The 17,571-nt window shown below is 34.4% G+C and carries 17 protein-coding genes; 9 read left to right on the top strand and 8 right to left on the bottom strand.

The window, feature by feature from the left end; translation table 11 throughout:
• Positions 1–31 precede the first annotated feature (31 nt).
• Both IRZ99_RS19780 and IRZ99_RS19785 read right to left on the bottom strand, forming a co-directional pair.
• Complete coding sequence (locus IRZ99_RS19780; RefSeq protein WP_194659092.1) at positions 32–634, bottom strand: hypothetical protein; 603 nt, start codon at positions 632–634, stop codon at positions 32–34.
• Between the two features lie 32 nt (positions 635–666).
• Entirely contained in the window at positions 667–1,692 is a 1,026-nt protein-coding gene (locus IRZ99_RS19785) for a 2-hydroxyacid dehydrogenase (RefSeq protein ID WP_194659093.1), read from the bottom strand.
• Between the two features lie 192 nt (positions 1,693–1,884).
• Between IRZ99_RS19785 and IRZ99_RS19790 the strand changes: the two genes are divergently transcribed.
• Both IRZ99_RS19790 and IRZ99_RS21245 read left to right on the top strand, forming a co-directional pair.
• Positions 1,885–2,337, top strand: coding sequence for a hypothetical protein (locus IRZ99_RS19790; protein WP_194659095.1), 453 nt, complete (start codon positions 1,885–1,887; stop codon positions 2,335–2,337).
• Between the two features lie 161 nt (positions 2,338–2,498).
• Positions 2,499–3,218 (top strand): hypothetical protein, encoded by a 720-nt coding sequence (locus IRZ99_RS21245; RefSeq protein ID WP_228519131.1) that lies wholly within the window; start codon positions 2,499–2,501, stop codon positions 3,216–3,218.
• Between the two features lie 51 nt (positions 3,219–3,269).
• Here the strand turns inward: IRZ99_RS21245 and IRZ99_RS19800 are convergent, their stop codons facing one another.
• The 6 genes from IRZ99_RS19800 to IRZ99_RS19825 all read right to left on the bottom strand — a co-directional run bounded on the left by IRZ99_RS19800 (position 3,270) and on the right by IRZ99_RS19825 (position 9,620).
• Positions 3,270–5,738, bottom strand: coding sequence for a zinc-dependent metalloprotease (locus IRZ99_RS19800; RefSeq protein WP_194659097.1), 2,469 nt, complete (start codon positions 5,736–5,738; stop codon positions 3,270–3,272).
• Positions 5,739–5,893: 155 nt separating this feature from the next.
• Positions 5,894–7,180, bottom strand: coding sequence for a glutamate-1-semialdehyde 2,1-aminomutase (gene hemL, locus IRZ99_RS19805; protein ID WP_194659099.1), 1,287 nt, complete (start codon positions 7,178–7,180; stop codon positions 5,894–5,896).
• Between the two features lie 39 nt (positions 7,181–7,219).
• Complete coding sequence (locus tag IRZ99_RS19810; protein WP_194659101.1) at positions 7,220–7,471, bottom strand: hypothetical protein; 252 nt, start codon at positions 7,469–7,471, stop codon at positions 7,220–7,222.
• 13 nt (positions 7,472–7,484) lie between these two features.
• Positions 7,485–8,387: a glucosaminidase domain-containing protein gene (locus IRZ99_RS19815; RefSeq protein WP_194659103.1), complete on the bottom strand. Its 903-nt coding sequence runs from the start codon at positions 8,385–8,387 to the stop codon at positions 7,485–7,487.
• Positions 8,380–9,276 (bottom strand): 1-aminocyclopropane-1-carboxylate deaminase/D-cysteine desulfhydrase, encoded by an 897-nt coding sequence (locus IRZ99_RS19820; protein ID WP_228519132.1) that lies wholly within the window; start codon positions 9,274–9,276, stop codon positions 8,380–8,382. Before IRZ99_RS19820 ends, IRZ99_RS19815 begins: the two co-directional genes overlap by 8 nt.
• Positions 9,277–9,284: 8 nt before the next feature.
• Positions 9,285–9,620, bottom strand: a complete 336-nt coding sequence (locus tag IRZ99_RS19825) for a hypothetical protein (protein ID WP_194659106.1) — start codon at positions 9,618–9,620, stop codon at positions 9,285–9,287.
• A 114-nt stretch (positions 9,621–9,734) separates the two neighbouring features.
• On the opposite strand from IRZ99_RS19825, the gene IRZ99_RS19830 reads away from it, so the two are divergent.
• From IRZ99_RS19830 to IRZ99_RS19860, 7 genes are all read left to right on the top strand, one after another.
• Positions 9,735–9,917, top strand: coding sequence for a DUF5522 domain-containing protein (locus IRZ99_RS19830; protein ID WP_074659918.1), 183 nt, complete (start codon positions 9,735–9,737; stop codon positions 9,915–9,917).
• Positions 9,918–10,395: 478 nt separating this feature from the next.
• Positions 10,396–12,372 carry a urocanate hydratase gene (locus IRZ99_RS19835; RefSeq protein WP_194659108.1) on the top strand — a complete coding sequence of 659 codons (1,977 nt, stop codon included), beginning with the start codon at positions 10,396–10,398 and terminating at the stop codon, positions 12,370–12,372.
• Positions 12,373–12,414: 42 nt separating this feature from the next.
• Positions 12,415–12,960 (top strand): DUF4136 domain-containing protein, encoded by a 546-nt coding sequence (locus tag IRZ99_RS19840; RefSeq protein WP_194659110.1) that lies wholly within the window; start codon positions 12,415–12,417, stop codon positions 12,958–12,960.
• A gap of 169 nt (positions 12,961–13,129) precedes the next feature.
• Entirely contained in the window at positions 13,130–14,374 is a 1,245-nt protein-coding gene (gene ilvA / locus IRZ99_RS19845) for a threonine ammonia-lyase IlvA (protein ID WP_194659112.1), read from the top strand.
• 78 nt (positions 14,375–14,452) lie between these two features.
• Positions 14,453–14,839 carry a group III truncated hemoglobin gene (locus IRZ99_RS19850; RefSeq protein ID WP_194659114.1) on the top strand — a complete coding sequence of 129 codons (387 nt, stop codon included), beginning with the start codon at positions 14,453–14,455 and terminating at the stop codon, positions 14,837–14,839.
• A 61-nt stretch (positions 14,840–14,900) separates the two neighbouring features.
• Positions 14,901–15,341: a hypothetical protein gene (locus IRZ99_RS19855; RefSeq protein ID WP_194659116.1), complete on the top strand. Its 441-nt coding sequence runs from the start codon at positions 14,901–14,903 to the stop codon at positions 15,339–15,341.
• A gap of 270 nt (positions 15,342–15,611) precedes the next feature.
• Positions 15,612–17,369, top strand: a complete 1,758-nt coding sequence (locus IRZ99_RS19860; RefSeq protein ID WP_194659118.1) for an aromatic amino acid hydroxylase — start codon at positions 15,612–15,614, stop codon at positions 17,367–17,369.
• Positions 17,370–17,571: the final 202 nt, after the last annotated feature.

Genomic DNA, 17,571 nt, shown 5'->3' on the forward strand with positions numbered 1-17,571 from the left:
AGGTTTTAAAAACCTGTCGGATTTTTTATATCTAAAAAGAATACTTCTCCAATTTCTTAGCATTTATATCTAAAACTACGGGAGATTCCTTAGGAATATCGCCTTTCCATTTTTCCTGAACGGATGGATTTGAAGGATATTTTCCGCTTTTCATTTTTAGAGAATGCAATGCATTTCCGCTTTTAAAAATTAAATCCTTAAAATTTCCTGAGGAAGTTGTTCCTATAAAGATTGGAAAATCGGTTACTGTAAAAGAATTGATTACACTTCCATCGTTGTTCAAAATATATCCTGAACAGCCTCCGCTTCCGCAAAAATACGGATTAGAGAAACCTACAAAATATTCATTTTTCTTATCATTGTTTAAATCGTAAGCTTCATAGTAAAAGTATCGATTGTCTTTTGTCATTACTGATAAATCTTTTTTTAGTAAAACCAAAAGCTGCTTTCTAATTAGCTCAACCACTTTATCATTTTTAGCGGTGACCTCACTCAAATTGGCTGTGCCTCCCAAAGTTTTTGACAATGTATCCTGAACAATGGTTTTAATGATATTTTTTGATGCTGGCTTTTCTTTATTTTGACAAGAATATAGCGCCAGGATTGCTATTACAATTAAAATATTATTTCTCATAATTTGTTCTTTTAAAATTTTCAAATTCATTTTCAAACCAATAAAGCCGCTTTGTTTTCAATATCCTTTTGAGTTACTAATGCTTTGATATTATTAAAAGTGACCAAAGCAATTTGCGTCAAAGCTTCATTCGTAAAGAAGGCCTGATGCGCCGTGACCAAAACATTTGGAAAACTCATTAAACGCTGAATCGCATCGTCCTGAATGATATCTGCTGAAAGGTCCCTGAAAAACAGTTTTTCTTCTTGTTCGTAAACGTCAATTCCAAGATATCCAATTTTACCTTCTTTCAAACCTTCAATAACACAGGCCGTTTCTATTAATCCTCCGCGACTGGTATTGATGATCATGACGCTGTCTTTCATTTCATCAATAGACTTGCTATTGATTATATGTTTGGTTTGTTCGTTTAGCGGACAATGCAAGGAAATAATATCGCTCGCTTTAAAAATGGTTTCTAAGGATACGAATTCAACTCCGTCTTTTTCCATTTCAGCATTCGTTACAATATCATAAGCCAGAACTTTACAGCCAAAACCTAGAGCAATTTTAGCAAAAGCTTTTCCAATATTTCCGGTTCCAATAATTCCGATAGTTTTGCCAAATAAATCAAAACCTAATAATCCGTTTAGAGAGAAATTTTGTTCTCGAACTCTGTTATAAGCTTTATGCGTTTTTCTATTTAGAGTCAAAATCATTGCCATGGCATGTTCTGCAACAGCCTGCGGAGAATAAGCAGGAACTCTGCAAACTTTTAAATTGTATTTTCTGGCCGCTTCTAAATCGACATTATTAAAACCGGCGCAACGTAAAGCAATAATTTTCACATTCTTTTCTGCCAATTGTTTAATGACGGCTTCATTGACAATATCATTCACAAAAACACAAACGATTGCTGCATTTTCGATTAAAATTACCGTTTGCGGATTCAATTGCGTTTCAAAGAAATCCAACTCAAAACCAAAATCTGCATTGTATTTATTAAAGAAAGTTTTGTCGTAAGGCTGGGTCGAAAAAAAGGCAATTTTATTATTGTTTGATGATGATTCTATATTCATAATAATTTCTTCTAGGTTCTTAATTTGTTGATACCTTAAAAATACGCAATTAATTTTGTAATTTTTATCTGAATAGAAACGTTTTAATGAATTAGATTTCAATTTGTTAAATAAATTATAATTCTGACGATCAAATTAAACCTAATGAATTTGATAAAGTCTAAAGGATATAACAATTAAAAAACTTACATCATGAAAAAATTATTTATCGCAGCTTTGTTATTCGTTGGAGTAGCAAGTTTTGCACAAGACGCAGATCAGGATGCAACTCAGGACCATAAAGAGCATAGAGAAAGAATGACACCAGAACAGCGTAATGAGAAGCAGTTGAAGAAGCTAACTTCGGAATTAAGTTTAGATGCCAATCAACAAGCACAGGTAAAACAATTATTAGCCGAAAGAAGTGCGAAAGCTGAAAAATTCAGAGAATCCCGTGAAGCGAACAAAGACAGCAATGTGAAACCAACAGCTGCCGAAAAAGAAGCCTTTAAAAAACAAATGATGGCTGAAAAAGAGGCTAACGATGCTAAAATGAAAGCTATTTTGAATGCAGACCAATACACAAAATGGAAAGCTATTCAAGCAGAAAACAAAGAAAAAGCTAAAGAAAAAATGAGAGAATATAAAAAAGAAAACAATATGTAATACTTACAAAAAGAGGCTTTTAAGCCTCTTTTTTATTTTTGGATATAAATTATATTTTAATTAATACTTTCTGTTAAATAAACGATAAACCTGAAAATCCCATTAAACTTAACAAGGTCGTTGATGTCTAAATACTATAAACCATTTAAAAAAGACGAATTATGAAAAAATTATTTATCGCAGCTTTATTGTTCGTTGGAATAGTAAGTTTTGCACAAGACATCAATCTGAAACCGGCACATCATCAAAAAGAAAATTTAACTCCTGAACAACGTAATGAAAAACAGTTACAGAAATTGACTTCTGAATTGAGTTTGGATAAAAAACAACAAGAACAAGTAAAACAGCTTTTAGCAGAAAGAAGTGCCAAAGCGGAAAAATTTAAAGCATCTAGAAAAGACATTAAAACAAAACCTAGTGATGCAGAAAAAGAAGCTTTCAAAAAACAAATGGAAACTGAAAAAGCAGCTAACGATGCTAAAATGAAATCCATTTTAAATGCTGATCAATACACTAAATGGACTGCACTGAAAAAAGATCATAGAAGAAAACATGATCACAAAAGTTCAAAGGAACGCGATCAGGCACATTTGCAAAAATTGACAACAGATCTAAATTTAACTGCAGAGCAACAAAAACAAGTTGCTGCACTTTTAGCTGAAAGAAGCACTAAAATGGAAATGCTTAAAAAAAGCAAAAAAGATGGTGTAGAACCAACTGCTGCTGAAAAAGAAGCCATGAAAAAACAAATGATAGAAGATCACAAAGCAACTGATGCAAAAATGAAATCTATTTTAAATGCTGATCAATATATAAAATGGACTGCAATTCAAAAAGAGCATAAAGACAAAATAAAAGATCACAGAAAAAACAAAATGTAATTTGAGATCGAAAAAAAAGAGGCTTACAGCCTCTTTTTTATTTCCATAAATCTATTTAATCGGATTTAATATTAAATCAATTCGTTTGATACAATCTTCATAATGATATTTTGTTTCTGTGTTTACGCCCAAAGCTTTTGCTGCCGTAAGCGATTTTTTCAGAACATTTAATTCGCCACGCACTAAAGCTCTTAAATCAGATTGAGAAACATTATAATATATTATTGATCTGTCTGTTGGCTTAATTTCTTCTGTCATTAAAAAAGCCATTCTATCGATATAAGCTCTTTGCAGATTTCGACGGTAAATAGTCACATTTGCTGCAGCATTCGTCTCTTTCCAGATTCCTTTTCTTGTGTCTCTAAACAAATCTAATGCTTTGTAAGTATCAGCACCTAGAATTTCATTATCCATCAACCTGCCTATACGACCTAAACTCAATAGATTATTCAAATGTCTAACCTGCATATTTCTAAACGTTTCTGTATAACCAGCAAAATTGGTGTTTTTCAAGGTATTAATATTGACAATCCACGTTGGAGATGCAAAAGCATTTGCCTGTAACCAATTCATCGCTTCAATTTGTTTTGCTTTCGGCACGACATCATACACATTTCCCGCCTGATTTGGGTTTTTAGTATTTTCATAAACACCTCCAACATTAGTTACAACATGACCTACATATCGACCCCAAACATCTAGCAATTCTTTGTATAATTCATCTAGATCTCCATAATCATTGGTTACATTACTTGTCCATTCGCTTAAGTGATTGGCAACATACTCCAGATTTTTCATACCGTATGTACTGGCTTTCATCGAATTATTTCCAATATCTTCTGTTTGAGAAGAAGGATCAAAAGCACTGCTTTGTTTTCCAAATTTATAAATCGGATTTCCGGCTTTATCTACAATCCATTTGTCTAAAGTTGCTTTTTCATCCTGAGGAGATTTAGCATTTGGAATCACTCTGTATCCCCAATTTAAAGCATAATGATCGTATGCTCCCATTTTTCGGATAAATCGGATATTTTGATCTCCTGGCTGTGCAATATAATTGTAACGTGCATAATCCATTATACTAGCTGCAATTCCATTTTCTTGTGTAAAAGTTCCGTTTCTATAACTTTCGCAATCAAAAGAAGAGCTGGCACCCATATTATGAGGAAAACCTAACGCATGTCCCACTTCATGAGCAATTACCATTCGCATCATCTCTCCCATTTCTTCGTCGCTGGTTTGCAAAGTTCTGGCTTTTGGATTTGCTGCTCCGGTTTCTAATAAATAACGGTTTCTGTACGAACGCAAATGATTATGATACCAGATAACATCACTTTCAATAATTTCTCCGGTACGTGGATCTGAAACGCTTGGTCCAACTGCATTTCGAGTTGTACTTGCTACATAGCGAATTACTGAGTAACGTACATCTTCCGGACTAAAATCAGGATCTTCTTCTTTTGTTGGAGCGTCTTTTGCTATAATGGCATTTTTAAATCCAGCCGTTTCAAAAGGTTTTTGCCATTCTTCGATTCCCTGTTTGATATATTTTCTCAATTTTTCAGGTGTTGCAGGATCTAAATAATAAACGATTGGTTTTATTGGTTCAACCACCTCTCCTCTGGCATAGGCTTCCGGGTCTTTTGGTTCTAATCTCCAACGACTAATGTAAGTTTTCAGGTCTGATTTTAATTCGTTACTTCCATAATCGTATTGGCTAACGGTAAACCAACCTACACGCGGATCAAACAATCTCGGTTTCATTGGCACTTCTGGCAATAATACCATCGATTGATTCATCTGAATACTAATCGATTCACTTTCTTCTAACATAGATGGTTTTGAAGCATTGTAAGTCATATCCTGAATCACTTCAATATTCATCGGAAAACTTTTAATTGCATTGATGAAACTTCTTGAATCATCTAGTCCTTTTACCTTATAGGTTTCGCGCATTTCTGCAGATATTCCGCTGATTGCCTTTACATCTGTGCTATAAAATTTAGTTACATCAATAACGGTATTTGCAGAATCTTTGCTGAATGCTACAATATCAAAAGCAAATAAGGTTGGTTCATAATTATTTGATTTTACCGAAATGCTAATCGGTAACGTATCGTTTGCAACTGCATTATATGATTTTGATTTGATGAGAATTTTATCCTGAAAACGCTGCCAAACTATTAATTGTTCGTTTGTTTCTGAACCAGCGTTGACATAACCTCCACCCAAATTAGAAGGCAGTTTAGACAATCTGCTTACTAACAGCATGTCTTTGTTTAAATATTTATTTGGAATTTCGAAGTAATACTTTTTATCCACTTTATGAACTGTAAAAAGCCCTTCGTCAGAAACAGCATCTTTGGTAATTACTTTGCTGTATTCTTTAATAGTTGGCTCTGGTTTTTTTTCTGACGGAGCAGTTAGCGTTTCTCCTTTTTTCTTTTTCGACTGTGCAAATTGATTGGATGGAAATAGCGCAAAAGCAGCTATGGTTAATAAAATGAAAATTTTCTTCATTTATTGCAGGTTTAATGGTTATTTGACAAACAAAAATAATTTTTGATTACAATAACACAACATAACGAATGCTTATTAACTTTTTATTAACTACAAAATAGGCATAAAAAAATCCAGCTGTTTTAAGAGCCGGACTTTTACATTTAATTTTATAATTAGAATGTTTTCGAAACTTTATCAATTGCATTAATAGTAAAGTCTAAATCTTCATACGTTAATGCATCCGTAATAAACCACGTTTCATAAGCAGATGGCGCAATATAAACACCTTCGTTCAACAATCCGTGAAAGAACTTTTTAAACGTTTCATTATCTCCTTTTGCAGCCGTTTGAAAGTCGACAACCGGATTTGCATCAAAGTGAACAGAAATCATAGAACCTACTCTATTGATTGTAAAAACAACATTATTTGCTTTTAATACTTTATCAATTCCAGCTTCTAAATAAGCCGTTTTTTCCTCTAAACGAGTAAAAATAGCACGATCATTATCCAAAGATTGCAGCATTGCAAATCCGGCAGCCATAGCCAACGGATTTCCAGATAGTGTTCCAGCTTGGTAAACTGGTCCAAGAGGCGCTAAATAATTCATGATTTCAGCACGTGCAGCAAATGCTCCAACGGGTAATCCACCGCCTATTACTTTTCCGAAAGTTACAATATCAGCATTGATATTATACAATTCCTGAACTCCTCCACGAGCCAAACGGAAACCTGTCATTACCTCATCAAAAATCAATAAAATTCCTTTTGCAGTACATAAATCTCTTAAACCTTGCAAGAAGCCTTCTTGAGGCGGAATACAACCCATATTTCCGGCAACCGGTTCAATGATTATAGCTGCAATTTCGTTTTTATTGGCTTCGATTAATGTTGTTACATTCTCTAAATCATTGTATTTTGCTAATAAAGTATCTTTTGCTGTTCCTTCTGTAACGCCAGGGCTATTTGGAGATCCAAAAGTTACAGCACCACTTCCTGCCTGAATCAAAAAGGAATCAGAATGTCCATGGTAACAACCTGCAAATTTGATAATTTTATCTCTTTTAGTAAATCCACGAGCCAAACGAATCGCGCTCATACAAGCTTCTGTACCTGAATTTACAAATCTGATTTTATCGATATTTGGTACCATAGAAACTGCCAAAGCAGCGATTTCAGTTTCCAATTCTGTTGGCATTCCAAATGAAGTTCCCAATTTTGCTTTTTCAATCACAGCATCAACAACTGGTTGATACGCATGACCCAAAACCATTGGCCCCCATGAGTTGATATAATCAATTAACTTATTTCCGTCTTCGTCATACAAATAAGCACCTTTGGCACTTTTTACAAAAATTGGAGTTCCCCCTACTGCTTTAAAAGCACGAACTGGCGAATTTACTCCTCCCGGAATTACTTTTTCTGCTTCAGCAAAAAGCTGACTACTTCTTTTATAGATCATTATTTATTTTAGATTTTAGAGTTCTGATTTTAGATTTAACTATCTGCTTAAACCTTGATCTCTTACAAACTCATTAAAGTATTTTTGTTCTGTTTGTTTTTCTTTTGAAAGTTCTTCAATTTTTATGTCTGACATTCCCAAAGGAGAATAAAATGTCCATTTCCAACTCGGGCGATATTTTATAAAAAAATGCCTTTCTGCAAATTCATCATGTATATAAACTCCGCAAACAATTCTAGTTATCAAAACACTGGCAAAAATAAAAATTCCAATCGAGATTATCTTTTTCATTAATAATTGATAATTATCTCACTTTCAACTTCTGGCCGATCGAAAGTGCATTATCTGAAAGATTATTTTTCTGTTTTAAGTCATCAACCATGACGTTGAATTTTTTGGATATTGAATATAACGTATCTCCTTTTTGAACTTCATATAAATTCGGATCATTTGAGTTCATATTTATCTTTGGATCTGAAGCCACATCATACGATGGTTTTTTTGTTGGAGCCGATTTATTAATTGCAACATACGTTTTTCCCGTAATCTGACAATCGTATTGATGCAGATTATAACGCTCAATATAACTAATCAATTTATCTGGATAATTAGGATCTGTCGCATACCCACAAGCTCTTAATCCTTTCGCCCAGGCTTTATAATCGTCTTTTTCATAAGTAAATAAAGAAGCATATCTATTTTTTCCCACTAAAAATAAAGCATGATCGCGATATGATTCCGAAGCTTCTGGATATTTTCTAAAACATTCCTGAGACGAATCATCGTCATGGCGAACACTTTCACCAAGCCAGTCTTTATGACATTTTATTCCAAAATGATTATTTGCTGAAACGGCCAAATCTCCTTTTCCTGCACCCGATTCCAAAATTCCCTGTGCCAGAATAATACTTGCAGGAATACCATATTTCTGCATATTTCCCATTGCAATATCTTTGTACTGCAAAACATAATCGTTGATTGAAGTGCTGGTAACGGTAGTTTTTGAAGTCGACTGAATAACTTCAGTCGTATTATTTGTAGAAGGATAATTTTTGCCAATTGGCTTAACAGGAGTTTGCTTTTTAGCTGCCACCGTTCGCGGCCTCTGAACTGCTGCCTGTTTTTTAGTTGTTGCAATAGCCGGTTTGCTGGATGAACAGCTTGCCAGAACTGCAACTATAAAGAACAATAGGATCTTTTTAATCATTGTTTTTGAGTATTGGTAATTTTTTCTGCTTCAATTTAATATTCATTCCATCAATTCCCTGTAATCCGCCGGTGTGAATGAGTAAAATTTTTGAATTAGCAGGAAAATAGTTTTTGCTGATTAAATCTATAACGCCAAAAACCATCTTTCCCGTATAAATTGGATCTAAAGGCACTTTATTTGCTTCCAAAAAAGCATTGATAAACTCAATTAATTCCAAATTTACCTTGCCATAACCTCCAAAATGATAGTCAGAAATTAAATTCCAGTTATCTTTTTTTGCAAAAATACGAATTTCATCGGTTAAAAAGTCACCTTTTAGTGCCGGAAACCCTAAAATTTTCTGATTTGGCAATGCACTATTAATTAAACCAGAAATCGTGCCACCCGTTCCAACCGCGCAACAGACGTAATTAAAAACAGCATCTTCGGCTGTCAAAATCTCTTCACAGCCTTTTACAGCAAGTTCATTTGTTCCGCCTTCGGGCACTAAATAAAACTCCCCAAACTTATCTTTAAGCTTTTCTAAAAAGTAACTTTCACTTTTATGTCGATAGTCTTCTCTTGAAACAAATTCAAATTTCATTCCGTTTTCCTGAGCAAATTTCAAGGTTGGATTTTCATCGATTTTATCAAAAAGTTCATCACCTCTAATAATTCCGATAGTTTTAAAACCCTGTTCTTTTCCTGCATACGCAACAGCCGCAATATGATTGGAAAAAGCACCTCCAAAAGTCAATATCGTTTCTTTATTTTCGGCTCTCGCCTCAAATAAATTGTATTTTAGTTTTCTAAATTTATTTCCGGAAACAAAAGGATGAATCAAGTCTTCACGCTTTATTGTCAAAGAAATATTGTTAGGGAAATTGATGTGAATTTGTTGGTTCAAAATCGGTTTTATTTTAAGGTGATGTATTTTAGAAATTGGAAAAAAGATCGGTTTTTTAAATAATTATGATCCTTTTCATTTGTATAAGCTTCCCTTTCGAAACTAATATTTCTGTATGCCACATCTTTGTTTTTATATTGAAGCAACCGAATCAAATATTCTAAAAAATACCAGATAAAAAAAGGCAAAATCAGCATTTCTAATTGCTGTCTTAGGTGTATTTTTTCATGGTTGACAAAAGTCCCATTTGTTTTATCAAAACCATATTTAACCACAACAAACGGAAATACAGCCATTCCGCGATATCCTTTCGGAATTAAATATTTAGCAACAATCAGAAACATTGGCTGTAAAATTTATAAATTTGTAGCTATAAAATTGTTTGATTTCATTAAAATAACAATCAAATAATTATTTTTGATTTTTGAAGAAATAAAACAAGTACCCAAAGCAGATTTATGAAAGAGCAAAGTAATGAAAATAAATTAATCGAAGGCGAAGATTTTTACTATACGCCTGAAGGTTATAAATGCTTTACTGAAAAACACCATTTAAAACGTGGTTATTGCTGTAAAAGCGGTTGCCGTCATTGTCCGTATGGGTTTGATAAAAATACCGGCAGAATCCGGAAGTCTAATTAGATAATGTTTCAATTTGAAAATTCTAATGTGCCAATTTGAAAATGTGTCAATTAGATAATTCAAAAAATCTGAAATCAACAATCTTAACTCTAAAATTATAAATGGATATTCGCTCACGAAAATTTAGGATTAAAATCCACAAATCCTATCACAGGTCGGATATTCGTTATCCCTAGCTTTAATTAGATAATTTGTCAATTTGATAATTAGATAATTATTTTTTTGATCGAATTTTCATTGATCGATATTTCGCTCCGATGGAGCTTTTGTCGCGGATTGATTTATTTTCTATAAACATGACGCCTTTCCAAGGCTGATAAAAACTCCAGAGGAGTGCTATGTTTATAGAACTTCATTATCGTTCTGAAGTTCAGCTCCAGCGGAGCGACATAATTTAAACATACAATAATTTTCAGATGTTGAATTTTACGTTTTACAAAAATCTAAAATCAACAATCTAAAATCTAAAATAAAAAAAATGACTTTCAAAGAACAAATACAACAAGGAATTCCCTCGATATTACCTCCAAAGGCAACATATGATTTAGCCATTAATCACGCACCAAAACGGAAAGAAATTCTTTCGGCAGAAGAAAAAAAACTGGCCTTAAAAAATGCTTTGCGTTATTTTGAACCGCAACATCACGCCGAGTTAATTACCGAATTCTCAGAAGAATTAGAAAAATATGGTCGTATTTATATGTACCGTTTGCGTCCGGATTACAGAATGTACGCTCGACCAATTGATGAATATCCGGGAAAATCATTGCAGGCAAAAGCGATTATGCACATGATTCAGAACAATCTGGATTATGCCGTGGCGCAACATCCCCATGAATTAATTACCTATGGCGGAAATGGTGCCGTTTTCCAAAACTGGGCACAATATTTATTGACGATGCAGTATTTGTCTGAAATGACAGATGAGCAGACTTTAACCATGTATTCAGGTCACCCGATGGGATTATTCCCTTCGCATTCTGAAGCACCAAGAGTTGTCGTTACAAACGGAATGGTTATCCCAAATTATTCTAAACCGGACGATTGGGAAAAAATGAATGCGCTTGGCGTTTCTCAATACGGACAAATGACGGCAGGAAGTTATATGTACATTGGCCCACAAGGAATTGTACACGGAACTACGATTACGGTTTTGAATGGTTTCAGAAAAATAAAACTAAGTCCTGAAGGCAATTTATTTGTAACTTCCGGATTGGGTGGAATGTCTGGTGCTCAGCCAAAAGCAGGAAATATTGCCGGTTGTATTACGGTCTGTGCCGAAGTAAATCCGAAGATTACCAAAATTCGCCATGAACAAGGATGGATTAATGAAATCGTAACTTCGACTGAAGAATTAGTTCAGCGAGTAAAATCGGCGAAAGCCAATAAAGAAGTAGTTTCCATTGCTTATCTAGGAAATGTGGTTGATGTTTGGGAATGTTTTGATAAAGAAAATATCAAAATTGATTTAGGGTCTGACCAGACTTCGCTTCATAATCCTTGGGCTGGAGGTTATTATCCGGTTGGCATTTCCTTTGAAGATGCCAATGAAATGATGGCCAATAATCCGGAATTATTCAAAGAAAAAGTACAGGAATCATTACGCAGACAAGCAAAAGCGATCAATAAACATACGGCTAAAGGAACTTATTTCTTCGATTACGGAAATGCCTTTTTATTAGAAGCTTCACGTGCGGGTGCTGATGTAATGGCTGAAAACAATATTGATTTTAAATATCCGAGTTATGTTCAGGATATTATGGGACCAATGTGTTTTGATTATGGTTTCGGACCTTTCCGATGGGTTTGTACTTCTGGAAAACCAGAAGATTTACAAAAAACAGATACAATTGCAAGTCAGGTTTTAGAAGAATTAGCGAAAACTAGTCCAGATGAAATTCAGCAACAAATGCAGGATAACATCAAATGGATCAAAGGCGCACAGGAAAACAAATTGGTTGTGGGTTCTCAGGCCAGAATTCTTTATGCAGATGCCGAAGGAAGAATTAAAATTGCCGAAGCCTTTAACCAGGCGATTGCCAGAGGTGAAATTGGAGCTGTTGTTTTAGGGCGTGATCATCATGACGTTTCCGGAACCGATTCTCCTTACAGAGAAACTTCAAATATCTATGACGGATCACGTTTTACAGCCGATATGGCGATTCAAAACGTGATTGGTGACAGCTTTAGAGGCGCAACCTGGGTATCGATTCATAATGGTGGTGGCGTTGGCTGGGGAGAGGTTATAAACGGCGGATTTGGTATGGTTCTTGATGGTTCTAAAGAAGCTTCAAAACGTTTAGCATCAATGCTTTTTTGGGATGTTAACAACGGAATTTCAAGACGAAGCTGGGCTCGAAATGACGAAGCAATTTTTGCCATAAAAAGAGCAATGGAAGTTCAGCCTTTACTAAAAGTGACTTTGCCTAATATAGTTGACGAAACTCTATTTTAAAAAGTTATTTATCAGGATTGAGAACAATAAATTTTTATAAATATGAAAACATTCAAATTAGTACCCGTTTTTCTGCTTTTAATACTACTAGCCTCTTGCAGCAGTGTAAGTGTTTATTCTGATTATGATAAAAACGTAGATTTTGCGCCTTATAAAACGTATGCTTTCTTTAAGCCCGGAATTGATAAAGTCGAAATTTCTGATTTGGATAAGAGAAGAATTCTACACGCCATTGAAACCGAAATGCAAGCCAAAGGTTTTACTAAAAGCGAAAATCCTGATTTATTAGTAAACATTTTTACTAAATCTAGAGAACAAGTAAGCGTAAACCAATTTAGCGCTGGTTGGGGCTATGGTTGGGGTTGGGGATGGAATCCTTATATGATGTATGGAGGTCAAACTACCGTTTCAACTTCTACAGAAGGAACTTTATTCATCGACCTGATTGACGCTAAAAAGAAAGAAATGATCTGGCAAGGTGAAGGTGTGGCTACCTTAACCAAAAACGTCGATAAAAAAGATGCAAAAGTGGCTGAGATTGTAAACAAAGTTTTAGCGCAATATCCGCCAGTTAAAAAAAATAATTAATACATTTGCGATTCAATTATCTGAAATGAAAAACTTAAATAACATTATTATCTCTATTAGTATTATTGCTATTCAGCAATAATGGTGGGGTATTATATAAATAAGTAAACAAAATACAATTTATTAAACCTCCCAAATCGGGAGGTTTTTTATTTATCAAACAATAATTATGAATCTATTTAACGAAGTACTTGCTGCCAAAAAACAGCTTGAAAATGTAGTTGCTGCTACTCCACTGACACAAAATTTAAATCTTTCAGACGAATTTAAATCGACTATTTTATTAAAAAGAGAAGATTTACAAATTGTCCGGTCGTATAAAATTAGAGGAGCTTACAACAAAATTTCTTCGTTGAACGAAACTGAAAAAGCAATCGGAATTGTATGCGCAAGCGCAGGAAATCATGCGCAGGGTGTTGCTTATTCTTGTCATCTTCTGCAAATAAAAGGCAAAATTTACATGCCAAAAACAACTCCAAAACAAAAAGTAAAACAAGTACAATTGTTTGGAAAATCATTTGTTGAAATTGTTTTGACAGGAGATACTTTTGATGATGCTTACGCTTCAGCAACTGCAGATGCGATCAAAAACCATAAAATATTTATTCATCCCTTTGACGATGAAAAAGTGATTGCAGGACAAGGAACTGTTGGATTAGAAATTCTTGAAAGCTATAAAGAACCAATCGATTATGTTTTTGTTCCGATTGGCGGCGGTGGATTAGCTTCTGGCTTATCTGAGGTTTTTAAACATTTAAGTCCGAATACGAAAATCATTGGTGTTGAGCCAAAAGGCGCCCCTTCAATGAAAACTTCTATTGCCGAAAATAAAAATACCGCTTTGGCAACTATCGATAAATTTGTTGATGGCGCCGCGGTAAAACAAGTTGGAGATATGACTTTTGAAATCTGTAAGGAAAATTTAGAAGATATTATTCTGGTTCCGGAAGGAAAAGTGTGTACCACTATTTTACGTTTGTACAACGAAGAAGCAATGGTTGTAGAACCAGCCGGAGCATTGACAATTGCCGCTTTGGATTTTTACAAAGACAAAATTAAAGGTAAAACGGTTGTTTGTGTGGTCAGCGGGAGCAACAATGATATTGAAAGAACGGCCGAAATAAAAGAACGTTCTTTACTTTACGAAGGCTTGATGCATTATTTCATGATTCAGTTTCCACAACGTCCGGGAGCTTTAAAAGAATTTGTAAATAATATTTTAGGCCCGGATGATGATATTACTTATTTCCAATTTCACAAAAAGAACAATCGAGAAGTAGGATCTGTTGTGGTTGGTTTAGAATTGAAAAACAAAAAAGATATTATGAATATCAAATTGAATATGACCAAAAATGGTTTTGAATTTCAGTATTTAAATGATAATCAGGATTTGTTTACGCAATTAATTGGTTAAAAATCCTGGTCCGATGACAAATATCAGGAAATAAAAAAACTTATAGTGTAATTTTGTAGTTCATTTTAGTTAGAAAACATGGAAACGCTTAAAGATATTTCGAACATCGAAGACATACAATTAATGGTCAACAGTTTTTACGATAAGGTTAGGCAAGATGACCTTCTTGGGCCGATTTTTAATGACAAACTTCAGGACCGCTGGCCTATGCATTTACAAAAAATGTACGGTTTTTGGCAAACTATATTATTTGATGTCCGTGCTTATTCCGGAACTCCTTTTCCACCACACAAACAATTACCGGTAGATAAAACTCATTTTGACCGTTGGGTTTTTCTTTTTAATTCTTCAATCGACGTACTTTTTGCAGGAACTGTTACTGAAGAAGCAAAAATGAGAGCCGCAAATATGGCCTATATGTTCAATCATAAAATTGATTATTTTAGGAATTTAGAGAATCAATAAAAATTTATCTAAATGGTATTCCTAAATAACTAAATTTGGCGGAATCAATTTTTAATAAAATATGAAAAAAGCATTACTATCTCTTCTATTTTTTCTCTTTATCATTATTTCTGCCAATGCGCAAGCGTCTAAAAGCAATTTATACAAAGGCACAATTGATGGAAAAATAGCCGTTACTTTTTTTATTAAGACAGAAGAAAACCCCTGCACAGCCGATTTAATGTACACTGCCATGTATCACTACGACAAATCCGGCAATTGGATTCAATTGGACATTACTCAAAATACCAAAAACGAGAATCAGTTTGCATTAGTAGAACATGGCTTTACAGGTCTTATGATTTTAAAAAAAGACGAAACTAATTTTAGTGGTTTATGGATGAGTTCTGACAGCAAAAAACAATTGAAAGTGGAATTGAAAGAAGCGAAAATGACTAAAAAAGAGACGGAATCGTACGAAACCAAAATGGAAAAAGTTAATTATGAAAATAACGATTGCTAGAAAATTGTTCTTTTTATACTTCGAAAACATTCTTTTGAAAACGGATTCCCTAGCCCTGATAGCAGCGTTATCCTTTTTCTTGCTCCTTTAGCAAGGAAAAGATACAAGCGGATAGCAGGACTAGCTCCTAAAAACCATAATACTTCTCAAGACAAAATTTCTATTAAAACCTCAATAAAAAACTCTTTCGAACAAAAAAATTGTGATGAATAGCAAAAATTAGCACCTTAAATTCGTAATTTTACATTCTTAATCTACAACGTTTTCGAAATGAATCCAAATATTGAGACAAACCCGTTATTAGAGCGATTGCCGAAACATTTAAAGCAATTTATTAAGCCACAGGATTATAGCGATTACACGCCAATTAATCAGGCGGTTTGGCGTTATGTGATGCGCAAGAATGTAGATTATTTATCAAAAGTGGCACATCATTCTTATTTGGATGGTTTGAAGAAAACCGGAATCGAAATTGATTCTATTCCGAGTATGTACGGAATGAACCGAATCCTAACTGAAATTGGCTGGGCTGCGGTTGCCGTTGATGGTTTTATTCCGCCAAATGCTTTTATGGAATTTCAGGCTTATAACGTTTTGGTTATTGCTTCCGATATCAGACAATTAGAACATATTGAATATACACCTGCCCCAGACATTATTCACGAAGGTGCCGGCCACGCTCCTATTATTGCGAATCCTGAATATGCTGAATATTTGAGACGTTTTGGTGAAATTGGCTGTAAAGCGATTTCATCTCATAAAGATTATCAGATGTACGAAGCGATTCGTTTGCTTTCGATTTTGAAAGAAGCGGAAGATACGCCTCAGGATAAAATTGATGAAGCAGAAAAAGCAGTTGCTGATTTGCAAAACAATATGGGCGAATTATCAGAAATGGCTCAGATTCGTAATTTACATTGGTGGACAGTAGAATATGGTTTAATCGGAACTGTTGAAGACCCAAAAATTTACGGTGCCGGATTACTTTCTTCTATCGGAGAAAGTGCCTGGTGCATGACCGATAATGTAAAGAAAATCCCTTATGATATTTCTGCAGCCAATCAGAATTTTGATATTACGCAGTTGCAACCTCAACTTTATGTGACGCCCAATTTTTCTTATTTAAGTTTGATTTTAGAAGAATTTGCGAATAAAATGGCCTTAAGAACAGGAGGACTTTCGGGAATTCAGAAATTAATTCATTCGAATGCTTTAGGAACTATCGAATTAAGTACTGGTTTACAAATTTCAGGCGTTTTTACCAATGTTTTGGAAGAGGAAGGAAAACCAGTTTACATTCAGACTACTGGAAAAACAGCTTTATCATATCGTGAAAAAGAATTAGTTGGTCACGGAACTTTGACACATCCACACGGATTCGGTAGTCCAATTGGAAAACTAAAAGGTTTCAATTTAGCGATTGAAGATATGAGTCCGAAGGATTTACAAGCTTACAGTATCGTAGAAAACGAAAAAGTAAAATTAGAATTTGAAGGCAATATTATTGTTGAAGGAGAAATTATTACAGGATCCCGAAACTTACACGGAGAAATTATTTTAATTAGTTTTAGAAATTGTACTGTAACACATGGCGAAACGATTTTGTTTCAGCCAGACTGGGGAAATTACGATATGGCGATTGGTAAAAAAGTAGTTTCTGCTTTTTCCGGTCCAGCCGACGTGAATAGTTTTGACTTGATTAATATTGTTCCGAGTTCTCAAACCATTAAAGCAAAACATACAGACGAACGTGATGATTTAGAAGTTCTTTATCAGACTGTTCGTTCTATAAGAGAAAATAAAGATTCGAAGTCAGAACTAAAATCTGTTTTTGAAAAGCTGAAAAATGATCATTCTAATGACTGGTTGCTTTCTGTTGAAATTGCAGAACTTTTGAAAGATTCCGCTGAAAAACAACTTTTACAAGAAGTATTGGTTTATTTGGATCAATTGAAAGCAAAACGTCCTGAAGTAGCGCATTTGATTTCTGGCGGACTGGATTTGATTTTCGATAAGGAAGCGGTTTAGATTTTTGTCACGAAGGCGCACTAAGACACAAAGTTTTTTTTATCTGGTTTGTGCAGATTTAATCTCGCAAAGTCGCGAAGTCGCAAAGTTTTTTTTAAAGAAAAGAGTGATTAAGCGTACTGTTTGTCATTCGGAGGAACGAGACTCGAGCGATAGCGACTGGCGAAGCAAATCCCCGCAAGTAATTCCGCAACGAGAATCT

It is taken from the genome of Flavobacterium sp. LC2016-12 (assembly GCF_015351595.1).
Classification (GTDB): domain Bacteria; phylum Bacteroidota; class Bacteroidia; order Flavobacteriales; family Flavobacteriaceae; genus Flavobacterium.

Bases quoted from the DNA above. Each gene is read 5' to 3' on its own strand.
- IRZ99_RS19780 (WP_194659092.1), bottom strand. From the start codon at position 634: ATGAGAAATAATATTTTAATTGTAATAGCAATCCTGGCGCTATATTCT.
- IRZ99_RS19785 (WP_194659093.1), bottom strand. From the start codon at position 1,692: ATGAATATAGAATCATCATCAAACAATAATAAAATTGCCTTTTTTTCG.
- IRZ99_RS19790 (WP_194659095.1), top strand. From the start codon at position 1,885: ATGAAAAAATTATTTATCGCAGCTTTGTTATTCGTTGGAGTAGCAAGT.
- IRZ99_RS21245 (WP_228519131.1), top strand. From the start codon at position 2,499: ATGAAAAAATTATTTATCGCAGCTTTATTGTTCGTTGGAATAGTAAGT.
- IRZ99_RS19800 (WP_194659097.1), bottom strand. From the start codon at position 5,738: ATGAAGAAAATTTTCATTTTATTAACCATAGCTGCTTTTGCGCTATTT.
- hemL (WP_194659099.1), bottom strand. From the start codon at position 7,180: ATGATCTATAAAAGAAGTAGTCAGCTTTTTGCTGAAGCAGAAAAAGTA.
- IRZ99_RS19810 (WP_194659101.1), bottom strand. From the start codon at position 7,471: ATGAAAAAGATAATCTCGATTGGAATTTTTATTTTTGCCAGTGTTTTG.
- IRZ99_RS19815 (WP_194659103.1), bottom strand. From the start codon at position 8,387: ATGATTAAAAAGATCCTATTGTTCTTTATAGTTGCAGTTCTGGCAAGC.
- IRZ99_RS19825 (WP_194659106.1), bottom strand. From the start codon at position 9,620: ATGTTTCTGATTGTTGCTAAATATTTAATTCCGAAAGGATATCGCGGA.
- IRZ99_RS19830 (WP_074659918.1), top strand. From the start codon at position 9,735: ATGAAAGAGCAAAGTAATGAAAATAAATTAATCGAAGGCGAAGATTTT.
- IRZ99_RS19835 (WP_194659108.1), top strand. From the start codon at position 10,396: ATGACTTTCAAAGAACAAATACAACAAGGAATTCCCTCGATATTACCT.
- IRZ99_RS19840 (WP_194659110.1), top strand. From the start codon at position 12,415: ATGAAAACATTCAAATTAGTACCCGTTTTTCTGCTTTTAATACTACTA.
- ilvA (WP_194659112.1), top strand. From the start codon at position 13,130: ATGAATCTATTTAACGAAGTACTTGCTGCCAAAAAACAGCTTGAAAAT.
- IRZ99_RS19850 (WP_194659114.1), top strand. From the start codon at position 14,453: ATGGAAACGCTTAAAGATATTTCGAACATCGAAGACATACAATTAATG.
- IRZ99_RS19855 (WP_194659116.1), top strand. From the start codon at position 14,901: ATGAAAAAAGCATTACTATCTCTTCTATTTTTTCTCTTTATCATTATT.
- IRZ99_RS19860 (WP_194659118.1), top strand. From the start codon at position 15,612: ATGAATCCAAATATTGAGACAAACCCGTTATTAGAGCGATTGCCGAAA.